Origin of the sequence: Pseudomonas sp. FP2196, from assembly GCF_030687715.1 — a bacterium.
Classification (GTDB): domain Bacteria; phylum Pseudomonadota; class Gammaproteobacteria; order Pseudomonadales; family Pseudomonadaceae; genus Aquipseudomonas.
The window spans coordinates 5,101,120-5,122,537 of the sequence record NZ_CP117445.1 but is presented as its reverse complement, the minus strand read 5'-3'; the positions used below and the strand labels follow the sequence as shown (position 1 = coordinate 5,122,537).

Annotated in this window: 14 protein-coding genes, 1 pseudogene and 1 riboswitch; of the genes and pseudogenes, 8 read left to right on the top strand and 7 right to left on the bottom strand. The window is 59.4% G+C overall.

Features of this window, described 5'->3' with window-relative positions:
• The first annotated feature begins 36 nt into the window (after positions 1-36).
• Positions 37-660, top strand: coding sequence for an SOS response-associated peptidase (locus PSH79_RS22865; protein WP_100847237.1), 624 nt, complete (start codon positions 37-39; stop codon positions 658-660).
• Between the two features lie 99 nt (positions 661-759).
• On the opposite strand, the gene PSH79_RS28280 is transcribed toward PSH79_RS22865, so the two are convergent.
• Positions 760-1,464, bottom strand: a complete 705-nt coding sequence (locus PSH79_RS28280) for a methyl-accepting chemotaxis protein (protein ID WP_370872679.1) — start codon at positions 1,462-1,464, stop codon at positions 760-762.
• 198 nt (positions 1,465-1,662) lie between these two features.
• Positions 1,663-1,722, bottom strand: a pseudogene (locus PSH79_RS28275) (hypothetical protein); the annotation flags it as partial.
• Positions 1,723-3,162: 1,440 nt separating this feature from the next.
• Here PSH79_RS28275 and PSH79_RS22855 point away from each other — a divergent pair.
• Positions 3,163-3,981, top strand: a complete 819-nt coding sequence (locus PSH79_RS22855; RefSeq protein WP_305439742.1) for a M48 family metallopeptidase — start codon at positions 3,163-3,165, stop codon at positions 3,979-3,981.
• A 91-nt stretch (positions 3,982-4,072) separates the two neighbouring features.
• On the opposite strand, the gene PSH79_RS22850 is transcribed toward PSH79_RS22855, so the two are convergent.
• The 3 genes from PSH79_RS22850 to PSH79_RS22840 all read right to left on the bottom strand — a co-directional run bounded on the left by PSH79_RS22850 (position 4,073) and on the right by PSH79_RS22840 (position 6,906).
• Positions 4,073-4,657, bottom strand: coding sequence for a TMEM165/GDT1 family protein (locus PSH79_RS22850; protein WP_187678025.1), 585 nt, complete (start codon positions 4,655-4,657; stop codon positions 4,073-4,075).
• 89 nt (positions 4,658-4,746) lie between these two features.
• Positions 4,747-4,869, bottom strand: a riboswitch (yybP-ykoY riboswitch).
• A gap of 40 nt (positions 4,870-4,909) precedes the next feature.
• Positions 4,910-5,908, bottom strand: coding sequence for a class I SAM-dependent methyltransferase (locus tag PSH79_RS22845; protein ID WP_305439741.1), 999 nt, complete (start codon positions 5,906-5,908; stop codon positions 4,910-4,912).
• A 32-nt stretch (positions 5,909-5,940) separates the two neighbouring features.
• Positions 5,941-6,906, bottom strand: coding sequence for a 2-hydroxyacid dehydrogenase (locus tag PSH79_RS22840; protein WP_305439740.1), 966 nt, complete (start codon positions 6,904-6,906; stop codon positions 5,941-5,943).
• Between the two features lie 91 nt (positions 6,907-6,997).
• Here PSH79_RS22840 and PSH79_RS22835 point away from each other — a divergent pair, with 91 nt between their 5' ends.
• From PSH79_RS22835 to PSH79_RS22820, 4 genes are all read left to right on the top strand, one after another.
• Positions 6,998-7,627, top strand: coding sequence for a LysE family translocator (locus PSH79_RS22835; RefSeq protein ID WP_305439739.1), 630 nt, complete (start codon positions 6,998-7,000; stop codon positions 7,625-7,627).
• A gap of 145 nt (positions 7,628-7,772) precedes the next feature.
• Entirely contained in the window at positions 7,773-9,455 is a 1,683-nt protein-coding gene (locus tag PSH79_RS22830) for a fatty acid--CoA ligase (protein ID WP_305439738.1), read from the top strand.
• Positions 9,456-9,791: 336 nt separating this feature from the next.
• Positions 9,792-11,681: a DUF1302 domain-containing protein gene (locus PSH79_RS22825; protein WP_305439737.1), complete on the top strand. Its 1,890-nt coding sequence runs from the start codon at positions 9,792-9,794 to the stop codon at positions 11,679-11,681.
• A 27-nt stretch (positions 11,682-11,708) separates the two neighbouring features.
• Positions 11,709-13,073: a DUF1329 domain-containing protein gene (locus PSH79_RS22820; protein WP_305439736.1), complete on the top strand. Its 1,365-nt coding sequence runs from the start codon at positions 11,709-11,711 to the stop codon at positions 13,071-13,073.
• Here the strand turns inward: PSH79_RS22820 and PSH79_RS22815 are convergent.
• A complete protein-coding gene (locus tag PSH79_RS22815) occupies positions 13,070-13,312 on the bottom strand; it encodes a hypothetical protein (RefSeq protein ID WP_305439735.1) in 243 nt (80 codons plus the stop codon). The two genes, PSH79_RS22820 and PSH79_RS22815, sit on opposite strands and share 4 nt — an antisense overlap.
• 71 nt (positions 13,313-13,383) lie before the next feature.
• Between PSH79_RS22815 and PSH79_RS22810 the strand changes: the two genes are divergently transcribed.
• Positions 13,384-16,119: a LuxR C-terminal-related transcriptional regulator gene (locus PSH79_RS22810; RefSeq protein WP_305439733.1), complete on the top strand. Its 2,736-nt coding sequence runs from the start codon at positions 13,384-13,386 to the stop codon at positions 16,117-16,119.
• A 94-nt stretch (positions 16,120-16,213) separates the two neighbouring features.
• Here the strand turns inward: PSH79_RS22810 and PSH79_RS22805 are convergent, their stop codons facing one another.
• Positions 16,214-20,533 (bottom strand): M10 family metallopeptidase C-terminal domain-containing protein, encoded by a 4,320-nt coding sequence (locus PSH79_RS22805; protein ID WP_305439732.1) that lies wholly within the window; start codon positions 20,531-20,533, stop codon positions 16,214-16,216.
• 212 nt (positions 20,534-20,745) lie between these two features.
• Between PSH79_RS22805 and PSH79_RS22800 the strand changes: the two genes are divergently transcribed.
• Positions 20,746-21,390, top strand: a complete 645-nt coding sequence (locus PSH79_RS22800; protein ID WP_305439731.1) for an MBL fold metallo-hydrolase — start codon at positions 20,746-20,748, stop codon at positions 21,388-21,390.
• The last annotated feature ends 28 nt before the right edge of the window (positions 21,391-21,418 follow it).

Sequence of the window (21,418 nt, the reverse complement as noted above, 5' to 3'; positions counted from 1 at the left end):
GCTGGCGTTCGTTTTATTTGTGAGCCGTGTTGCCCCATGTGTGGACGTTATGCCCTGTTTCGCTGGAACCGCGACTTCGCGGCCCTGCCAGGTTTTCCTGCCGATCAACTGGCGCAGTGGAACATTTCCCCCAATGATTCGGTGTTGATGCTGCGTGCCGGTGAAGACGGCCAGCGCACGCTGGCCCGAGCGCGTTGGGGGCTGACGCCGCCGTGGCTGACCGATCTGTCACGTACCCCGGCCCACGCCCGGGCGGAAACGGTGGCCGAGCAGCCGATGTTTCGTGAAGCCTTGCGCCTGCGTCGTTGCCTGCTGCCGGCCAACGGTTTTTATGAATGGCGCGGGACCCAGCGCAAGCGGCCTTACTGGCTGACACCGGGTGAGGGCGCTTCGCTGTTTTTTGCGGCGATCTGGGAAGCGTATCCGGTGCAGGAGCAGGTGTGGCTGAGCACGGCGGTGATCACTCAGCCTGCGGCCAGTCAGCGGCGGCCGTTGATTCTGGATGAGGCCGGGCAGGCGGCGTGGCTGGATCCCGAGACGCCGTTGCATACCTTGCAGGCGTTGCTCGCCAGTGAGCCTGCTGCGTTGCGCGAGCGGGTGTTGGCGAACCTGGTCAATGATCCCAAGCTCAACGGGCCGGAGTGTCTGACCCCGGGCTAATTTGAAAAGCGAAAAGATCGCAGCCTTCGGCAGCTCCTACAGGGAAACGCACATATCCATGTAGGAGCTGCCGAAGGCTGCGATCTTTTGATCTTGCCCTTAAACCTTGAACTGATTGATCAGCCGCCGCTGCTGCTCCGCCAATTTGGTCAGATCCGCGCTCGCCGAACTCGACTCATCCGCGCCGCCCGCCACTTCATTGGCCACTTGCCCGATATTGATCACGTTGCGATTGATGTCGTCGGCCACCGCACTCTGCTCTTCCGCCGCACTGGCAATCTGCGTGTTCATGTCATTGATCACCGACACTGCCTGAGTGATCGTCTCCAGCGCCTCCGCCGCTTTTGCCGCGTGTTGCACACTTTCGTCGGTGCGATTCTGGCTGTCTTCCATGACCCGCACCACGTCGCGGGTGCCTTGTTGCAGTTGCTGAATCATGGACTGGATTTCTTCGGTGGCTTTCTGGGTCTTCTGCGCCAGATTGCGCACTTCGTCCGCGACCACGGCGAAGCCACGACCCTGTTCCCCGGCGCGCGCCGCCTCGATGGCCGCGTTAAGCGCCAACAGGTTGGTTTGCTCGGCAATCCCGCGAATCGCGGTAAGGATCGCGTTGATGTTCTCGCTGTCCTTGGCCAGTGTTTGCACCACGTCCACAGCCTTGCCGATTTCTACAGCCAGCACGCCAATTGAGTTCGAAGTGTCACGGACGATCTGCATGCCTTGGCTGGCTGCTTGATCGGCATGGCTGGCGGCTTGCGCAGCCTGGGTCGCGTTGCGTGCGACATCTTGCGCGGTAGCCGTCATTTCCTGCACAGCGGTGGCGACCTGATCGATCTCGGCCATTTGTTTCTGGATGCCGATGTTGGTGCGAATCGCGATGTCGGCGGTGTGTTCCGAGGAATCGCTGACGCTCTGCACCGACGTCACCACCTGCGTGATCATCGCCTGCAACTTGGCGAGGAAGGTGTTGAAACCCTTGGCGATCGAGCCGAGTTCATCGCTGCGATCACTGCTCAAGCGACGGGTCAGGTCGCCCTCACCTTTGGCGATGTCATCGAGCATGGCGACCATTTGCTTCAGCGGTCGGGCGATGCCGTGGCCCACCAGCCAGATCACCAGCAGGCCGATGCCCGCAATGATCAGGCCGACCATGGCCATGCCGAAGGTGTCGGATTTGCGCTGGGTGTCGAGGTCGCCCTGGAGTTTTTGCAGATCCGCCATCACCGCGTTCAGTGGCAGTTGCAGCATCAACGTCCAGCGCGCGTCAGTCTGGCCAATACCGAACGGCAGATATAGCTCGATGCGGCCCTTGTCCTTGTCGACGGAGTAGGTGACTTCGCCGCGCTTGAGACTGGCCATGTTGGCGATCTGCTCTGCGTCGAGAATGTCACTGACCTTTTCGCCGAATTTGCTCGGGTCCTTGGTGTAGGCAACGATCCGTCCGTTGCTGCCGACCAGGGCCATTTGCCCGGCGCCGCTGTACAGCTTCTGGTTCGCAGCGAGGAGCATTTCCTGAATGAAGTTCACCGACAGGTCGGCGCCAACGATGCCCTGGAACGCGCCGTTGAGCATGATCGGTTCAATAAAGGAGGCAAGCATGACGATCTTGTCGCCGACCTTGTACGGCGCCGGATCGATCACGCAGGATTTTTTGTTTTCTTTCGAGCACAGGTAGTACTCGCTGGCACGCACGCCGGTCGACAGGACTTTCTGGTCGTCGACATCCACCAGTTTGTCCAGGCCCAGGGTGCCGTCGTCATTGCGGAACCACCATGGCAGGAATCGCCCGTTGGCCGAATCGATACCGACTACGCTGGTGCCAACGTAGGCCGAGTCATTGTGGTCCAGCGCGTTTTTTTCCCAGGCGATGTAGGTGCCGAGAATCTTCGGGTTCTTCTCGACGTTCTCTTTGATCAGGCTGATCAGTTGCTCACGGCTGACGGTCAGGCGCGGCTGACCATCGGCGCCCGGCGTGCCGAGCAGGGCATTGACCCGCACCAGTCCACCGGCAATCAGCAGCGGCGCTTCGAGTTCGCGCTGGATCTGGCTGGCCTGGGTCTGCGCCAGCGAAGTCAGACGTTGTTCGATGACTTGCTCGAACTGCGCCTGAGTGCGCTGCTGCACCATGTCCTGAGTGCGAGCGCCGGAGAACAGCGCGTACAGCACCAGCGCGGCGACCACGCTGAGGACGATGGCGCCGGCCAGGGCGGCAACGGAAAACTGGATCGACTTGAACTTCATGGGAGCTCCGCACGCAAGAGGACGTCTGCGCTGTTGTATCGGCAGCGGGCATTGGGCCATGAGTGGTGCAAGGCATGATTGGACGGGGATGTCGCAAATGGATCAGTGCGCGACGCAGTTGTCGGGGCTTGCCGGTCGCTGTGAATTTTTTACGACATTGATAATGGGAAACATCTGAAAGTCGCTGCAACACGTCTGTTGTATCTGGCGCCGATACAATTACCCGCCTAGGATACGCGCAGGTTTTCAGGGAGCTTTTGAATGAACAAGACATTGGTTATAAGTGCACTGAGCGCAGCGCTGTTGCTGGCCGGTTGTCAGTCGGTCAACACCACCAGCGGCGGCGCCGTGGGCGTGGAGCGCAAACAGTACATGTTCAGCATGCTGTCCTCGCAAGAGGTCGACCAGATGTATGCCCAGTCCTATCAGAAGACCGTCGGCGAAGCATCGAGCAAAGGCGTGCTGGACAAGACCAGCCCGGAGGCCAAGCGGGTTCAGGCCATTGCCAATCGCCTGATCGCCCAGGCGCCGAACTTCCGTCCGGATGCCGCTCAGTGGCAATGGGAAGTCAATCTGATCAAGAGCGATGAGCTCAACGCCAACTGCGGCCCTGGCGGCAAGATCATTTTCTACACCGGGCTGATCGACAGCCTGAAACTCACCGACGATGAAATCGCCGCCGTCATGGGCCATGAAATCGCCCACGCCTTGCGCGAGCATGGTCGTGAAGCGATGTCCAAGGCATACGGTATGGAGATGGCCAAGCAGGGTGCGGGTGCTTTGTTTGGCTTGGGTCAGGACAGCCTGGCGCTGGCCGACACCGTGGCCAACTACGGCATGACCTTGCCTAACAGCCGGGCCAACGAAAACGAAGCCGACCTGATCGGGCTGGAACTGGCCGCCCGTGCCGGATACAACCCGAACGCGGCGATCACCCTGTGGAACAAGATGAGCAAGGCCTCGGAAGGTTCGCCACCGGAGTTCATGAGCACTCACCCGGCGTCGACCAGCCGTATTGCTTCGTTGCAGGCGGCGATTCCGAAAGTCATGCCGCTGTACGAGAAAGCACCGAAGTCCTGAGACTGCCGCAGTTTCTGTGGTTTATTGGATTTCATTGTGGCGAGGGGATAAATCCCCTCGCCACAGGTCAGTGCCAGATCAGGAGGCCGGATTAAACCCAGCCACTGCTCTGCATCGCCTTGTACACCGCAACAATCGCCAGAATCAGGAATGCCGAAGCCGCCAGGCGACGGATCAGGGTCAGCGGTAGTTTGTCCGCGGCAAAGTTACCCGCCAATACCACCGGCACGTTCGCAATCAACATGCCCAGGGTGGTGCCGATAATCACCAGCCACAACTCAGGATATTGCGCAGCCAGCATGACTGTGGCGATCTGCGTCTTGTCACCGATTTCCGCAAGGAAGAACGCGATCAGCGTGGTCAGGAATGGCCCGAATTTGCGTGCCGTGCTCGCTTCATCGTCGTCCATCTTGTCCGGAACCAATGTCCACAGCGCCGTGGCGGCGAAGCTTGCGGCGAGAATCCAGTGCAATACCGAATCGGAGAAGAAGCTGCCGAACCAGGCACCCACCGCGCCGGCTGCTGCGTGGTTGGCCAGGGTCGCGGCGACAATACCGGCAATGATCGGCCAGGGTTTGCGGAAGCGAGCAGCGAGAATCAGCGCGAGCAATTGCGTCTTGTCGCCGATTTCGGCCAAGGCAACGATTGCGGTAGGAACGAGTAACGAGTCCAGCATCAGGATTTTCCTAAGGGGCGGGTCGACACGGCTATGACACGTACAGCCTTCCCGCCCCGGGTAAGGTGTGCGTGTCATAGGTCTTGTCAAACCCTGCGATCCGTCTGGTGCGGACGCTTGGGTCGCATACGCCATGATCTGAGGATCAAGTATGTTGACGTATGCCGGACGAGCTTGGTGCTCGTGGGAGACTACTCCCCTAGGACGGAGCGGATTCTGCCTTCGCAAAACCGATAGAGCAAGAACAAATTTTCAGCCGCGCTTGGCCCGGTAAATCCGGAAACCATTGCCTTCGGCCTTGATCGCACAGACCCCAAGATGCTCTTCGATCAGTGGTTGATACTTCAGAAAACTGTTCGCGACCAAGCGCAGTTCGCCGCCGTTTTTCAGATGTTTGGCCGCTTTTCGCAGCAAATTCTCGGTAGCGAAATAGTCGGTATGCACGCCGACATGGAACGGGGGATTGCTCAGAATGGCGCTCAAACCCATAGGCGCGGCATCGATCCCGTCGCCGGTCAGCACCTCGGCTTCCAGACCATTGGCCGCCAAGGTCAGACGGCTGCTGGCGGCGGCAAACGCGTCGACGTCGAGCAATGTCACCTGATTGTGCGGATAGCGACGTTTGACCGCAGCGCCCAATACACCTGCGCCACAACCGAAGTCGAGCAAATGACCGCTGGGCAGTTTGTCCAGATGCTCCAGCAGCAAGGCGCTGCCGCGATCCAGTCGACCGTGGCTGAACACGCCCGGCAGGCTGATGACTTTCAGCGGGCCTTCCGCCAGCGGCAATTCATAGGTTTGCGCCAGACTTTCCAGCGTTTTGGCTTCAGGGGCATTGGCGACCGTCACTTGCCATAGTTGGCAGTGACGTGCGCTGTCGAGTTTACGGGGCTTGCCGAACGGGTTGAGCTGTTTGGACGCGCCTTCGATGCCGCTGCGTTTTTCCCCGACCAGAAACACTTCACGACCGGCCAGGCGCGCCGCCACGGCGTTGAGGATGTAATCGGTCAGGTCCTTGGACTTGGGCAAAAAAACCACAGCGCTGTCGAACTCGCGCTCAGGAATGTCCACACCAAAATGGCTGCGGCCTTCGAAGCGAGCATCGAGCGCAGCTTGGTCGCCGGCGTGCCAGCACCAGCCAAAGGCGTTGGGCAGGCGCCCGAGCAAATCGTCGGCAGGCAACCCGGCCAACAACAATGAACCCTGAAATAACTCGGCCTGACGAAGCAGTACTTCACTGCGCGGATCCATAACTGCTCCTCAAAAAAAAGTGCCGCAGTTTATCAACTGACGACCCGCAGCGCCTTACCGCTGAAGAACGCCTGGGCGTTTTCGGTCAATTGGCCAACGATGCGCTGTCGGGCCTCGCGACTGCCCCAGGCGTTGTGCGGTGTGACGATGAGACGCGGGATGTCGGCGGTCAGCAATGGATTGCCTCGGGTCGGCGGCTCGACGCTGAGCACATCAGTAGCAGCGCCGCCCAGATGACCGGCGCGCAAGGCGTCGGCCAAGGCTTGTTCATCAATCAGTCCGCCGCGAGCGGTGTTGACCACGAACGCCCCGGGTTTCATCGATGCCAGTTCGCGGGCGCCGATGAAGTGGCGGGTGTGCTCGTTGAGCGGGCAGTGCAGGGTGAGGGCATCGATCTGCGGCAACAGTTCATCCAGTGGCAGGCGATCCGGACGAGCAGGGCGCCCCGGAATTTGCCCGAGCAAAACGCGCATACCGAAGGCTTCAGCCAACCGTGCGACGGCGCCGCCGAGTTCGCCGTGACCGAGCAGGCCAAGGGTTTTGCCTTCGAGTTCGACAATCGGGTAGTCGAGCAGACAGAACTGTTTCGCCTGCTGCCAGCGACCTTCACCGACGGCTTTCTGGTAATCGGACAGGCGGGTAGCGAGGTTGAGCAGCAGCATGATCGTGTGTTGCGCCACCGACGGGGTGCCGTAGCCCTGGCAGTTGCATACGGTGATGCCATGGGCGCGGGCGGCCGCGAGATCGACGTTGTTGGTGCCGGTGGCGGTGATCAGGATCAGTTTCAGATCGGGATTGGCAGCCATCGCGGCGGCATCGATCAGGATCTTGTTGCTGATCGCTACTGTTGCGCCTTGCAGGCGTTCAGCGACTTGTTCAGGCAAGGTCTGGGCGAACAGTTGCAGGTCGCTGAAGCAGGCGCGCAACGGGCTGAGATCGAGATCGCCAAGATCCAGCGAAGGGTGATCGAGGAATACGGCGCGGCGCGGGTTCGTCATCAACTGTACCTTTTGTGCGTTGTACGGAAGGCGTAATCTGCCGAGCCTACCAGATGAAACAAAACGTTACGCTTGGCCGAAAGGAGCCCCCATGTACTGGACCGAGTTCTTGACCGTTGCATTGATCCACCTGCTGGCCGTCGCCAGCCCCGGCCCGGACTTTGCCGTGGTTGTGCGCGAGAGTGTGACCCATGGTCGCCGCGCGGGCACATGGACGGCATTGGGTGTCGGCACGGCGATTTTCCTGCATGTGGGTTATTCGCTACTCGGCATCGGCCTGATCGTGTCGCAATCGATTGTCCTGTTCAACGCCTTGAAATGGGCGGCTGCGGCTTACCTGCTATACATCGGCTTCAAGGCTCTGCGCGCGCAACCGGCCAAAACCGTGACCGATGACCTGCACAAGGAAGCCGGCGTGCGCACGGCGCGCGGGGCGTTCACTTCGGGTTTCGTGACCAATGGCCTGAATCCGAAAGCAACACTGTTCTTCCTTTCTCTATTTACCGTGGTGATCAACCCGCATACACCCTTGGCGGTACAGGCCGGTTACGGGGTGTATCTGGCGGTCGCGACAGCCGTCTGGTTCTGTCTGGTGGCGATGCTGTTCAGCCAGCGGCGCGTGCGCGCCGGTTTCGCCCGCATGGGTCACTGGTTCGACCGCACCATGGGCGCGGTATTGATCGCTCTCGGCGTGAAAATCGCGTTTACCGAGATGCATTGAGCGATAGGGAAGCGGCAAATGCTGGCGCAGAGCTAGCATTTGTACGGCTGTGCAAATCATTCCTTCGGCTGATTTGACTGGCGTATAAGCGATCTAGAGTACAAAACTCTTCGCCTAACACCGTGCAGTCAGAAAAGGGATTCTTATGTTGCAGACTCGCGTCATTCCCCCGGCCGATGGGGCCTACCAGTATCCATTGCTGATTAAACGGCTGTTGATGTCCGGCGCCCGTTACGAGAAAACCCGCGAGATCATCTACCGTGACCAGTTGCGCTACAGCTATCCGACCCTGATCGAGCGCGTCGCAAGGCTGGCCAACGTGCTGACGGCTGCAGGAGTCAAGGCCGGTGACACCGTGGCGGTGATGGACTGGGACAGCCACCGTTACCTGGAATGCATGTTTGCCATTCCGATGATCGGCGCGGTGATCCACACCATCAATGTGCGCCTGTCGCCAGAGCAGATCCTCTACACCATGAACCACGCCGAGGACGGCTTTGTGCTGGTCAACAGCGAGTTCGTCGGGCTGTATCAGGCCATCGCGCCGCATCTGACCACGGTCGACAAAACCTTGCTGCTGACCGATCTGCCGGAAAAAACCGCCGAGCTGCCAAATCTGGTCGGCGAGTACGAACAACTGCTGGCCGCAGCCAGTCCACAGTACGATTTCCAGGATTTCGACGAAAACTCGGTCGCCACCACGTTCTATACGACCGGCACCACCGGCAACCCGAAAGGCGTGTACTTCACCCATCGGCAACTGGTGCTGCACACCATGGGCGTGTCGACGATCATGGGCTCGATCGACAGCGTGCGCCTGCTCGGCACCAACGATGTGTACATGCCGATCACGCCGATGTTTCACGTGCACGCCTGGGGCCTGCCTTACGTGGCGACCATGCTTGGGCTCAAACAGGTTTACCCGGGACGTTATGACCCGGAGTTTCTGGTGGAGCTGTGGCGCAAGGAGAAGGTCACGTTCTCCCACTGCGTACCGACCATCCTGCAAATGCTGCTCAACGCCAAAGGTGCGCAGGGCAACGATTTTGGCGGCTGGAAAATCGTCATTGGCGGCAGCGCACTCAATCGCACCTTGTATGAAACCGCCAAGGCGCGCGGCATTCAGCTCACCGCCGCGTACGGCATGTCGGAAACCGGGCCGCTGGTCTCATGTGCGCACCTCAACGATGAGTTGATGGCTGGCACCGAAGACGAACGCACCACTTATCGGATCAAGGCCGGTGTGCCGGGGCCGCTGGTGGAAGCTGCCATTGTCGATGCCGAGGGCAACTTTCTCCCGGCGGACGGCGAGACTCAGGGCGAACTGGTGCTGCGCGCACCGTGGCTGACCGAAGGCTATTTCAACGAGCCGCAGAAGGGCGCCGAGCTGTGGGCCGGCGGCTGGCTGCACACTGGTGACGTGGCGACGCTCGACAGCATGGGCGTGATCGACATCCGCGACCGCATCAAGGACGTGATCAAGACCGGCGGCGAGTGGATCTCTTCGCTCGACCTCGAAGACCTGATCAGCCGTCATGTGGCGGTACGCGAAGTAGCAGTGGTGGGCATCGCCGATCCGCAGTGGGGCGAGCGCCCGTTTGCCCTCTTGGTGATCCGCGAAGGTCATGAAATCGGGGCGCGCGAGCTCAAGGAACACCTCAAGCCATTCGTCGAACTGGGGCACTTGAGCAAGTGGGCGATTCCAAGCCAGATCGCTGTTGTTACGGAAATTCCCAAGACCAGCGTCGGCAAGCTCGACAAGAAGCGCATCCGCCTCGACATCACCGAATGGCAGGCCAATAACAGCACCTTCCTCTCGACACTTTAAGTGTCTCTGGCGCGCCGAAAACGGCGCGCCAGCCCCACCAAGCAAGCGCTTGGCTTGTGAAATCGAAAAAATCAGCCATCCTTGCCGTGCCGACATCTGTCGGACTGGCGAAAGGACTGTTCCAGAGTGGCCGGCAGGTGCAAATCACACTTTAGAGGGATCAAGCTCTACAACCTGCTGGCTATAGTCCGCTCAAGGATTTTTAAGAACGGGGCACACGCACAAAACGGGGCGATGCAGCATTGGAGTGATTTCGGGCAGCCCTTGGCTACCGGTCCTTCAGACGTTTTTAAAAGTACTCACTGCCATAACAATAATGCACATGGAGTAGCGTCGATGACCTCAGTAAACCAGTTCTGGCGCCGGGCGAAACTGCCTCTGGCGGTCAGTCTTGCCTCCTCGCTCGCCGGGCCTGCATTCGGCGTCAGTTTCAACGTCGGTGAAATCGAAGGCCAGTTCGACTCGTCCCTGTCGATCGGTGCCAGTTGGTCTACTCAGAGCCCGAACAAGAACCTCATCGGCGTCAACAACGGCGGCCAGGGGCTGTCGCAGACCTCCGACGACGGCCACGCCAACTTCAAAAGTGGCGAAACCTTTTCGAAGATCTTCAAGGGTATCCATGACCTTGAATTGAAATACGGCGACACCGGCGTGTTCGTCCGTGGCAAATACTGGTACGACTTCGAACTCAAGGACGAAAGCCGCGAGTTCAAGGACATCAGCGATTCGGGTCGCAAAGAGGGCGCCAAGTCGTCCGGCGCGCAGATCCTCGATGCCTTCGTTTACCACAACTACTCCATCGCCGATCAGCCGGGCTCCGTGCGTCTGGGCAAGCAGGTGGTGAGCTGGGGTGAAAGTACTTTCATCGGCGGCGGCATCAACTCCATCAACCCGATCGACGTGTCTGCATTCCGTCGTCCGGGCGCCGAGATCAAGGAAGGCCTGATCCCGGTCAACATGTTCTACGTGTCCCAGAGCCTGACCGAGAACCTCTCGGCCGAAGCGTTCTATCAGCTTGAGTGGGACCAGACCGTCGTCGACAACTGCGGCACGTTCTTCTCGCAGCCGGACATCGTTGCCGACGGTTGTAACGACAACCTGCGGGTGCTGAACAAACGTTCGCAAATCCCGGCGGTCGCCCTCGGCCCATTGGCGGCCAACGGGGTTAACGTCAACGAGGAAGGCGTTCTGGTGCGCCGTGGTCCGGATCGCGATGCCCGTGACAGTGGTCAGTGGGGCGCGTCGCTGAAGTACATGTTCGAGCCGCTGGACACCGAATTCGGCGCGTACTTCATGAACTACCACAGCCGTGCGCCGATCTTCAGTGCCACCGGTGCGCCACAGTCGGTCTACAACACCGCAGCGTCATTGCCTGGGCCGTTCGCTGCCCTCGCACCACTGCTGGTGGCGGGCAACTCGAATTACTTCATTGAATATCCGGAAGACATTCGCCTCTACGGCCTGAGCTTCTCCACCACCCTGCCTACGGGTACGGCGTGGTCCGGTGAAATCAGCTATCGCCCGAACGCACCGGTGCAACTGAACTCCACTGACATCCTGTTCGCTGGTGTACGTCCACTGGGCGGTGCGCTGACCAATGCTTCGCTGCTCACTGGCGTTCCTGGCCAGGATCTGCATGGCTACGAGCGCAAGGAAATCACCCAGTTGCAGACGACCTTCACGCACTTCTTCGATCAGGTCATGGGCGCCAGCCGCCTGACCCTCGTCGGTGAAGTCGGCGCGACCTACGTTGGCGGGCTGGAAAGCCGTTCCGACATGCGTTATGGCCGCGATCCGGTGTATGGCCCGGGCGAGTTGCCGGCCACTGGTACCACCAACACCTGCGCCAACATTCTCAATGCCAGCACCATCAATGGTGCCGGGCCGGGTTCGCCGCAGAACAACCGCAGCCGCAATTGCGACAACGACGGCTTTACCACATCGATGTCGTGGGGCTACCGCGGTCGCGCCATCTGGGAATACAACGACGTCTTCGCCGGTGTGAACCTCAAGCCTAACGTGGCCTGGTCGCACGACGTCAGCGGCTACTCGCCAGGCCCTGGCGGCAACTTCGAGGAAGGTCGCAAAGCCGTCAGCCTGGGCGTCGATGCCGAGTATCAGAACACCTATACCGCGAGCCTGGCTTACACCAACTTCTTCGACGGCAAGTACACCACCGTGGATGACCGCGACTTCGTTGCGCTCAGCTTCGGCGTGAACTTCTAAGCACTGCATTTCAGGACGAACAAATTTATGAAAATAACAAAGAGTCTGTTCCACGCCGGTGTTCTGGGCCTGTCGCTGCTGGCGACCAGTGTCATGGCCGCAGTGCCTGCTGCCGAAGCCGACAAGTTGGGCAAGAGCCTGACCCCGATGGGCGCCGAAATGGCCGGTAATGCCGACGGTTCGATTCCGGCCTGGAAGCCGCTGCCGAAGAATGCCGGTAGCGTCGACAGCAAAGGTTTCCTGTCCAACCCGTATGCCAGTGAGCAACCGCTGTTCACCATCACCGCGAAAGACGCCGACAAATACAAGGACAAGCTTGCGCCGGGCCAGTACGCGATGTTCAAGCGCTACCCGGAAACCTTCAAAATGCCGGTGTATCCGTCCCATCGCGGCGCCACCGTGCCGGATGAGGTGTTTGCCTCGATCAAGAAAAACGCCACGACCACCAATCTGGTGTCCGGTGGCAACGGTCTGGAAAACTTCGAAACCGCCGTGCCGTTCCCGATTCCGAAAACCGGCGTAGAAGTTATCTGGAACCACATCACCCGCTATCGCGGCGGCAGCGTGACCCGTCTCGTGACTCAAGCGACGCCACAGCCGAACGGCTCCTTCAGCCTCGTGTACTTCCAGGACCAGTTCGTGTTCCGCGACAAGATGAAGGATTACGACCCGAAAAACCCGGGCAACATCCTCTTCTACTTCAAACAGAAAGTGACCGCACCGGCACGTCTGGCCGGTGGTGTGCTGCTGGTGCACGAGACCCTCGATCAGGTGAAAGAGCCACGTTCGGCGTGGGTCTACAACGCCGGTCAGCGCCGTGTGCGCCGTGCGCCACAAGTGTCCTATGACGGCCCGGGTACGGCGGCGGATGGCCTGCGTACCTCCGACAACCTCGACATGTACAACGGTGCGCCGGACCGCTACGACTGGAAGCTTGAAGGCAAGAAAGAGATGTACATCGCCTCTGACAGCTACAAGCTCGACGATCCGAAACTGAAGTACGCCGACATCATCAAGGCCGGCCACATCAACCAGGATCTGGCGCGTTACGAGCTGCGTCGCGTCTGGCACGTGGTGGCGACCCTGAAGGAAGGTCAGCGCCACATCTACGCCAAGCGTGACTTCTACATCGACGAAGACACCTGGCAGGCTGCCGTGATCGACCATTATGACGGTCGTGGTCAACTGTGGCGCGTAGCCGAGGCACACGCCGAGAACTACTACGACAAGCAAGTGCCGTGGTACGCGCTGGAAACCCTCTATGACCTGCAGTCCGGCCGCTATCTGGCGCTGGGTATGAAGAACGAAGAGAAGAGTGCGTATGACTTCGGCTTCACTGCCACCACCAGCGACTTCACCCCGGCCGCTCTGCGCCAGGACGGTGTTCGCTAATCCGCTGTAAATCCGAGGCCGCATCCTCGTGAAAACGCCCCGACTGGTTCGGGGCGTTTTTTTTGCTGATCATTTTTGCAGCGCTTTGTGTAGGAGCTGCCGCAGGCTGCGATCTTTTGATCCTGCTGTTGATTTTGAAACTTCAACGTCAAAAGATCGCAGCCTTCGGCAGCTCCTACAGGATTTGGCGTGCAGGTCCTTGTAGCCTTTTTGTAGCCATTTGTAGCAGCAACCTTCATAACCGGTTCGTTTAAGGCTAGTCTGCGGACATCTGCAACGCCGCCAACAGCAATTCGAACAAGAGCCGGCCATGACTGATCTGTCCCCACTTCCGGGTCCTGCAAGCGTTGCCGTCGCGGCACTGGACGGGCGTTTTTTTCGCCCGCCATTACCCGACGGATACGTGCTGCGACCCCGCCTTTGCGAGCGCCTGCAAGCCGGGCTCGGTGGACGACTGTTGCTGGTCAGCGCACCGGCCGGGTTCGGCAAGAGTTCGCTGGCGGTGGAGTTCTGCCAGAGTCTGCCGGCACACTGGCAAAGTCTCTGGCTGGGTTTGAGCCCTCGCGACAGCGACCCCGGGCGCTTTCTCGAGCGCTTGCTTGAAGGTCTGCAAGACTACTTTCCGCAATTGGGCAGTCGCGCACTCGGCCTGCTGAAGATGCGTCAACGCCATCAACCCTTTGCCTTCGAAGAATGGCTCGACGGTCTGCTCGATGAGCTGACGCTGCACCTCGATACGGCAACCCCGTTGCTGCTGGTGCTCGACGATTACCATCTCGCCCAAGGGCCGGTGCTCGACCGGTGCCTGCAATTTTTCCTCAATCATTTGCCCGATGGTTTGCTGGTGATGGTCACCAGTCGACAGCGCCCGGACTGGCATCTGGCGCGCCTGCGGCTGTCGCGGCAATTGCTTGAACTGCATGAGCAGGATCTGCGTCTGACCCACGCCGAAGCCCATACATTGCTTGATCGTCACAGTACTTCACTGCGTGGCGAAGCCCTCGAAAACCTTATCCAGCGCAGCGAAGGCTGGGTCGCCGGGCTGCGCTTCTGGCTGCTGGCGGTCTCCGAGGCCGGCAGCGACGCGGCGTTACCGCAAGCGCTGAACGGCGGGGAAGGACTGATTCGCGATTATCTGCTCGAAGAAGTCATCGATTGCCTGCCCCCCGAGGTGCAGGCGTTTCTCTACGACACTGCACCGCAAGAACGCTTTTGCAGCGAACTGTGCGACGCCGTGCGCGAAGCCCATGACAGTGCCGAAATCCTGCGTTTCCTGCTTGCCCATCAGGTGTTTCTGGTGCCGCTGGACGAACACGGGCATTGGTATCGCTATCACCATCTGTTTTCCGATTTGTTGCGCAGCCGGCCGATTGCCCAGGCGATGGTGCCGACCGCCACCCTGCACCTGCGCGCCTGCCGCTGGTTCAATGCCCAGGGTTTGCTCGACGAAGCCGTGGAGCAAGCCTTGCGCGCGGGTCACCTTGATGTAGCGGCGAATCTGGTACAGAACCTCTCCGAAGAACAACTGCTGGCCGAGCAAAACGTCGGCATGCTGCTGCGCTGGAAAATGGATTTGCCTGACAGTCTGCTGATCAGCACGCCGCGACTGATCGTTTTGTACAGCTGGGCGCTGGGGCTGGCCTGTCAGCTCGATGCAGCCGAAGAGTTGTCCAGCCATTTGAGCCGTTTTCTTCCGGCGCCGTCCGCCACGGCGCAAAGGTCGATGCTGGCGCAATGGCTGGCGCTAAGCGGAATCATTGCCCGTGGCCGCGGGCATCGGGAACTGACCCTCAGGTATTGCACGGAAGCGCTGGAAAGTCTGCCGGCCAAGCGTTATGGCCAGCGATTGATGTGTTTGTCGACCTTGTCCAACCTGGCAATCGCCGACGGTGACCTGTGGCGCGCTCGCGGGCTGAACCGCGAATCCCTGGAGCTGGCGCAACGCGTCGGCAATCCCTTGTTCGAAGCATTGGCACATTACGACCGTGCCCGCGTCTTGCAGGCGCGCGGCGAAATCCTGCGCTCTCTTGATGAAGTGCATCAGGGTTTGGAACGCCTGCGCGGTTTGTCCCCGCAGCGCTTATACGCGGTGCGTGCGCGGCTGACGCTGTACGAAGGTTTTCTGCTGGCGATGCGCTTGCAGCCGCAGGCTGCACGTGTACGCTTGCTGGCGGGGATTGGCGAAGCGCGAGCCTGTCGCGATATCAGCGTATTGATCGGTCATTGCGTGATCGCACGTTTGGACGGTGCCAGCGGCGAATTCGCCAAAGCCTTCGCTGAACTTGCCGAAGCCGAACGGTTGATGCACATCTGGGACGTACCGCCGATCTACTATCTGGCGATGATCACCCTGGTCAAATGTGAGCTGTGGCTGGCGCAGGGCCGTACCGATCTGGCCGAAGCGTGGCTGGCGCGGCTGGGCCAGACCTACACAGGCGAACGTGCAGCGGCGCCACCGGAATTTCATCCACAGTTGCCGTTGCATGTTGAGTTGCAGCAGGCGTTACTCGATGTGATTCAAGGGCAGCCGATGCTCGCCGAAGGGCGGTTGAATGTGTTGCATGAAAACGGTCAGTGCACTGGTCGCCAATTGCTCAGTGTGATGGCATTGACACAGAAGGTGGCGTTGCTGCTGGCAGGCGGGCGAGAGTCAGAAGCGCGAAAGGCACTGAGTCAGGCGTTGGAGGCTGCAGCGGGGGGCGTGTTGCAGCCGTTCGATGGCTTGCTGAAAGAACACCCCGACTGGCTGCGTGTACAATTGGCGGCAAACGTGTCGAGCCCGGTTGGCCAACAACTGCTCAAGCACATTGCGCCTGCCACAGCCCGTCCAACGATCGAGTGCTCGGCGGCAGAACAGCTCAGCAGTCGCGAGTTGGCGGTGCTGCGCCTGATCGCCCAAGGCTGTTCCAATCAGGAAATCAGCGAGCAATTGTTCATTTCACTGCATACGGTGAAAACCCATGCCAGCCATATCAACAGCAAGCTGGGCGTCGAGCGACGTACGCAGGCGGTGGCGCGAGCCAAGGAGTTGGGGGTTTTGATCTAGCGCTACGGCTTATCGATACCAACAAAAACGCCCCGAATAATCGGGGCGTTTTTGTTGGTGTCCCGATCTGCGAGCAGGTCGGGTAGCCGTTGTATCAGGCCACCAGATCGTTGGCGCTGAAGCTGTTCACACCCACCAGCTGGATCTCGAAGTCCGCACCGGCGTTGCCGCTGACGTTGCCCGAGAGCACGTGATCGACGAAGCGCACTTGACCTGCGCCTGTGAAATCGCTGGCACCGATAAAGGTGAAGCTGTTGAAGCCAGCGCTCAACAGGTTGGCATCGAAATTGGTCAGGTTTATCTTGTCACCTTGCGCACTGTTGAAGTCGGTGATGACGTCGCGTGCGCTGCCGGTTGCAGACTCGTTCCAGGCGTTAAACACAAACAGGTCCGCACCGCTGCCTCCCGTAAGTGTGTCGCTGCCCAGTCCTCCGATCAGGGTATCAGCGCCAGCGCCGCCGTTGAGCACGTTGGCGCCGGCATTGCCGATCAACAAGTTATCCAGAGTGTTGCCGCTGCCGTTGAGGTCGGCAGTACCGGTCAGTGTCAGATTCTCCAGATTGTTGCCCAGCGTGTAGTTGACCGACGCTTTGACAGTGTCGATCTCGGTGATCAGGGTGCTGGTTTCGACGATCACATCACCGGTGCTGTCGACGATGTAGGTGTCGTTGCCCAGGCCACCGGTCAGCAGGTCGTTGCCCGCACCACCGTCGAGAATGTTGTTGCCGTCATTGCCTGTCAGGCGGTTGCCCAAGGCGTTGCCGGTGGCGTTGATATCGGCGTTGCCGGTGAGGACCAGGTATTCGACGTTGGCCGTCAGGGCGTAGCTGACGGTGGAGCGAACGGTGTCGATTTCACTGGCCAGCGTGCTGGTCTCGACCACCAGGTCGCCGACGTTGTCGACGAAATAGTAGTCGTTGCCGGTACCGCCGATCATGGTGTCCGCGCCCTCCATGCCGTTGAGGACGTTTGCGGCGCTGTTGCCGGTCAGCACATTGTTCAGGTCGTTGCCGACCATGTTGATGGCGTCAGTGCCGGTCAATTCACCGTTTTCAATGTTGGCGGTGAAGAAGTAGCTGACGGACGCCTTGACCAGATCTTGGCCTTCGTTGGCCAGTTCGACAATGCTATCGCCGGCGTTGTCGATGATGTACGTGTCATTGCCGGCGCCGCCGATCAGAGTGTCCGCTCCCGCGCCGCCGTCGAGCAGGTTGTTGCCGATGTTGCCCGTGATGACGTTGTTCAGGCCGTTGCCGCTTCCGTTGAGGTCGGCAGTACCGGTCAGTGTCAGATTCTCCAGATTGTTGCCCAGCGTGTAGTTGACCGACGCTTTGACGGTGTCGATCTCGGTGCTTAGGGTGCTGGTTTCGACGATCACATCGCCGGTGCTGTCGACGATGTAGGTGTCGTTGCCCAGGCCACCGGTCAGCAGGTCGTTGCCCGCACCACCGTCGAGAATGTTGTTGCCGTCATTGCCTGTCAGGCGGTTGCCCAAGGCGTTGCCGGTGGCGTTGATATCGGCGTTGCCGGTGAGGACCAGGTATTCGACGTTGGCCGTCAGGGCGTAGCTGACGGTGGAGCGAACGGTGTCGATTTCACTGGCCAGCGTGCTGGTCTCGACCACCAGGTCGCCGACGTTGTCGACGAAATAGTAGTCGTTGCCGGTACCGCCGATCATGGTGTCCGCGCCCTCCATGCCGTTGAGGACGTTTGCGGCGCTGTTGCCGGTCAGCACATTGTTCAGGTCGTTGCCGACCATGTTGATGGCGTCAGTGCCGGTCAATTCACCGTTTTCAATGTTGGCGGTGAAGAAGTAGCTGACGGACGCCTTGACCAGATCCTGGCCTTCGTTGGCCAGTTCGACAATGCTGTCGCCGGCGTTGTCGATGATGTACGTGTCATTGCCGGCGCCGCCGATCAGAGTGTCCGCTCCCGCGCCACCGTCCAGAGTGTCGTTGCCAGCGCCACCCTGCAGGTTGTTGGCCGCAGCGTTGCCGGTGAGTCGATTGTCCTGACTGTTTCCGATCAGATTGATCGCATTGCTTCCGATCAATAAACCTTCTTCGATATTGGCACCGAGGGTATAGCTGATTGAGGCATTGACGCGGTCATAACCTTCGTCTGCCTGCTCAACGATGGTGTCTGCGACGTTGTCCACAATATAAATGTCATTGCCGGCGCCGCCGATCAGAGTGTCCGCTCCCGCGCCGCCGTCGAGCAGGTTGTTGCCGATGTTGCCCGTGATGACGTTGTTCAGGCCGTTGCCGCTGCCGTTGAGGTCGGCAGTACCAGTCAGTGTCAGATTCTCCAGATTGTTGCCCAGCGTGTAGTTGACCGACGCTTTGACAGTGTCGATCTCGGTGCTCAGGGTGCTGGTTTCGACGATCACATCGCCGGTGCTGTCGACGATGTAGGTGTCGTTGCCCAGGCCACCGGTCAGCAGGTCGTTGCCCGCACCACCGTCGAGAATGTTGTTGCCGTCATTGCCTGTCAGGCGGTTGCCCAAGGCGTTGCCGGTGGCGTTGATATCGGCATTGCCGGTGAGGACCAGGTATTCGACGTTGGCCGTCAGGGCGTAGCTGACGGTGGAGCGAACGGTGTCGATTTCACTGGCCAGCGTGCTGGTCTCGACCACCAGGTCGCCGACGTTGTCGACGAAATAGTAGTCGTTGCCGGTACCGCCGATCATGGTGTCCGCGCCCTCCATGCCGTTGAGGACGTTTGCGGCGCTGTTGCCGGTCAGCACATTGTTCAGGTCGTTGCCGACCATGTTGATGGCGTCAGTGCCGGTCAATTCACCGTTTTCAATGTTGGCGGTGAAGAAGTAGCTGACGGACGCCTTGACCAGATCCTGGCCTTCGTTGGCCAGTTCGACAATGCTATCGCCGGCGTTGTCGATGATGTACGTGTCATTGCCGGCGCCGCCGATCAGAGTGTCCGCTCCCGCGCCGCCGTCGAGCAGGTTGTTGCCTATGTTGCCCGTGATGACGTTGTTCAGGCCGTTGCCGCTTCCGTTGAGGTCGGCAGTACCGGTCAGTGTCAGATTCTCCAGATTGTTGCCCAGCGTGTAGTTGACCGACGCTTTGACGGTGTCGATCTCGGTGCTCAGGGTGCTGGTTTCGACGATCACATCGCCGGTGCTGTCGACGATGTAGGTGTCGTTGCCCAGGCCACCGGTCAGCAGGTCGTTGCCCGCACCACCGTCGAGAATGTTGTTGCCGGAATTACCCGTCAGGCGGTTGCCCAGGGCGTTGCCGGTGGCGTTGATGTTCGCTGTTCCCGCCAGAGAAAGGTATTCGAGATTGGCGCCCAGGGTGTAGTCGATGACGGAAATTACGGTGTCGTATTCTGTGAGCGAAGCATTGGTCTCGATGATCACGTCGTTCACATTATCGACAACGTATGTATCGTTGCCGGCGCCACCGCTCATGGTGTCGGCACCGCCCATGCCGTTCAGCCAATTGTTCAGATCATTGCCGATCAGAATATCGTCGAAAGCAGAACCAGTGGCGTTTTCAATCTTTGCGCCGAAGGCGATGGCCAGCCCGTCATTGACCAACGCTTGAGTGGCGGTATTGACGAAAGTCTTGCCAATTTCGCTGAACTGACCCTCATTGAGGTTCAGTGTTACGGCCGACAGTTGATTGCTGGCGTCGATGGTGTCGTTGCCGCCAGCATCCCAAATGGTCTCGAAAATCGATTGGTCGGGTGCCCATTTGTAGACGTTGTCGCCGGTCTGCCAGAGCATGTTGGCGCCGTAAAGCTGCTGGATTACGAGAATGTCCAGAACCATTGGCGTTGTTGGCTGGTATGAATACGTGTTGTTGTAGCTCATGAGGGTGAAGTGTGAGTCGTCGATCAACGGCGAGATAAGGGTGTTGTTGGTCGGGCTCGCTTCAAAGGGATGCTTCAGACCTAGGGCATGACCGATTTCATGAATGAAAGTCATGTAGTCATATGTGCCTCGGACTGGGTTCGGATTGTCCGTTACCGGTCCGATCCAGACATCGCCAGCCAGGGGTTTTTGATCAGGGAAGTAGGCCCAGGCAGCCGTTTTCGGGTCCATGCCGGCATAACCGCCAAACCGCAGGTCGCCAGCACTGTTGTAATCGTCGCTGACCAGGGTGAACTTGACGTTCGCTACGGCGCTCCATGCACTGAGCGCGCTGGTGACGGCGGTCTGTTGCGCGCTGGTCAGTGCGAAACTGTTGAGAAACTCGTTGTCCGGACTGTAACCCTTGGCGAAATACGACTGGCCGGGAGTAACAAAGCTGTACGTTAATCGAGTTGAAAAGACGTCAGAGCCACCAAAGTCCGGGCTAAACCATTGTATGCCGAAGATCAGGCTATCTGCCTGGGCATTACCGGTTAAAAACGAAGTCCTGGTGAGCGTGTAACCTGTGGGTGACGACATTTCGAGATCCTGAGTGGGGGGCGGCCTTACTGAATAATGGCCACTTCGATCAACAATTTTGTACCAAAAACAGCGTCAATTGATATCACTAGGCCACTATTTTTTTAACGATGACGCCAGAAAAATGACTTAGTCAGGTATCGGCGTATCAGCTTGAAACTGAAGATCGGCAGACTGATATCCTGTCGCAAATCGAACTTCAGGAGCGAACGATGAACGTACCGGCCACCCGGCTCATCCGCGAAACCTTCCCCGTCGGCCCTTTGCAGTGCAACTGCACCATCATCGGCGACCCGATCACCAAAAAAGCCATCGTCGTCGACCCGGGTGGCAACCCTGACCTGATCATGGCGCGCCTCGATGCGCTGGGCCTGAAAGTCGTCAGCATCATCCACACCCACGCCCATCTCGATCATTTCCTCGCGTCCGGGCAGATGAAGGAAAAGACCGGCGCGACGCTGCATCTGCACAAGGAAGATCAGTTCCTCTGGGACAACCTCGAAATGCAATGCCAGATGTTCGGCGTGCCATACACTCCGGTGCCATCGCCGGATCGCTGGTTGAGCGACGATGAAGAACTCGCTTGCGGCTGTGGCGTGGCACTGCACACGCCGGGTCATACGCCGGGGTCCATGAGCTTTTGGTTTTCCGAGGCTAAGCTGTTGATTGCCGGCGACACGCTGTTTCGTCGCGGGGTAGGGCGCACGGACTTATGGGGCGGTGATCAGGCCACCATCGTGCGCTCGATCAAGCAGCGGCTGTACACCCTGGACGAGGATGCAACCGTCGTTGCCGGGCACGGTCCGGACACGCGTTTAGGAGATGAAATGCGCGAAAACCCATTCGTACGGGTGTAAATATTTTGTCACGGGTGTGCAGTGGAAT

Bases quoted from the DNA above. Each gene is read 5' to 3' on its own strand.
- PSH79_RS22865 (WP_100847237.1), top strand. From the start codon at position 37: ATGTGTGGACGTTATGCCCTGTTTCGCTGGAACCGCGACTTCGCGGCC.
- PSH79_RS28280 (WP_370872679.1), bottom strand. From the start codon at position 1,464: ATGACGGCTACCGCGCAAGATGTCGCACGCAACGCGACCCAGGCTGCG.
- PSH79_RS22855 (WP_305439742.1), top strand. From the start codon at position 3,163: ATGAACAAGACATTGGTTATAAGTGCACTGAGCGCAGCGCTGTTGCTG.
- PSH79_RS22850 (WP_187678025.1), bottom strand. From the start codon at position 4,657: ATGCTGGACTCGTTACTCGTTCCTACCGCAATCGTTGCCTTGGCCGAA.
- PSH79_RS22845 (WP_305439741.1), bottom strand. From the start codon at position 5,908: ATGGATCCGCGCAGTGAAGTACTGCTTCGTCAGGCCGAGTTATTTCAG.
- PSH79_RS22840 (WP_305439740.1), bottom strand. From the start codon at position 6,906: ATGACGAACCCGCGCCGCGCCGTATTCCTCGATCACCCTTCGCTGGAT.
- PSH79_RS22835 (WP_305439739.1), top strand. From the start codon at position 6,998: ATGTACTGGACCGAGTTCTTGACCGTTGCATTGATCCACCTGCTGGCC.
- PSH79_RS22830 (WP_305439738.1), top strand. From the start codon at position 7,773: ATGTTGCAGACTCGCGTCATTCCCCCGGCCGATGGGGCCTACCAGTAT.
- PSH79_RS22825 (WP_305439737.1), top strand. From the start codon at position 9,792: ATGACCTCAGTAAACCAGTTCTGGCGCCGGGCGAAACTGCCTCTGGCG.
- PSH79_RS22820 (WP_305439736.1), top strand. From the start codon at position 11,709: ATGAAAATAACAAAGAGTCTGTTCCACGCCGGTGTTCTGGGCCTGTCG.
- PSH79_RS22815 (WP_305439735.1), bottom strand. From the start codon at position 13,312: ATGAAGGTTGCTGCTACAAATGGCTACAAAAAGGCTACAAGGACCTGC.
- PSH79_RS22810 (WP_305439733.1), top strand. From the start codon at position 13,384: ATGACTGATCTGTCCCCACTTCCGGGTCCTGCAAGCGTTGCCGTCGCG.
- PSH79_RS22805 (WP_305439732.1), bottom strand. From the start codon at position 20,533: ATGTCGTCACCCACAGGTTACACGCTCACCAGGACTTCGTTTTTAACC.
- PSH79_RS22800 (WP_305439731.1), top strand. From the start codon at position 20,746: ATGAACGTACCGGCCACCCGGCTCATCCGCGAAACCTTCCCCGTCGGC.